The sequence below is a fragment of the Janibacter sp. LM genome (genome assembly GCF_039631275.1).
GTDB lineage: Bacteria > Actinomycetota > Actinomycetes > Actinomycetales > Dermatophilaceae > Janibacter > Janibacter terrae.
The window spans coordinates 1-546 of sequence record NZ_JBDIVG010000094.1 but is presented as its reverse complement, the minus strand read 5'-3'; the positions used below and the strand labels follow the sequence as shown (position 1 = coordinate 546).

The following is a 546-nucleotide window of genomic DNA, read 5'->3' as shown; positions in this document are numbered from 1 at the left end:
AGGACCTGCCCGGTGGCGGTCAGGCCACCGGCGTGGCCCCCGCTGGGAGGGTCGAACGCGCTGCCGGTGGCGCCGAAGGCCCGGCCGGTGGCGCCGGGGGCGTGGCCGGGCAGGTCCTGCCCGCAGGCGACGCACCGGCCGTGCGCTGAGGAGAGGGCGTGGAGGCTGATGGTCACCAGGATCTGGGCCTTGTCGGCCCGTGGGACGCCTTCGGGCGCGGCGACGCCGCGGCTGATGATCGACAGCAGCGCGTCGGCGCGGCGCCGGGCCGGGGTCCGCTCGTCCGGGGCGCCGTCGGGCCCTTTGACCGGTGCGGACAACGCGGCCAGCGCGGCGTCGAGGATGGCGGCGCCCTCGGGGTCGAGGTCGACGCGGTAGCGGGTCATCCCGCACGGGCCGGGGGCCTTGGTCAACGAGCGGGAGGCCTTGGCTGCGGCGTCCTCGTCGTCGAGGTCCTGCTCCGGGCGCAGCAACCGTCCGGTCTGGGTGATCGCGGCGGCCAGCTTCTTCTCGTCCAACCCGCCGACCCGGTCGGTGACCCGGGCC

At 76.9% G+C, this 546-nt stretch carries 1 protein-coding gene; it reads right to left on the bottom strand.

The genetic code is table 11. The annotated features are described in order from the left end of the window. Positions 1-546 (bottom strand): DUF222 domain-containing protein (locus tag ABC138_RS17585; protein WP_345914474.1); only part of this gene is annotated, 546 nt, incomplete at both ends.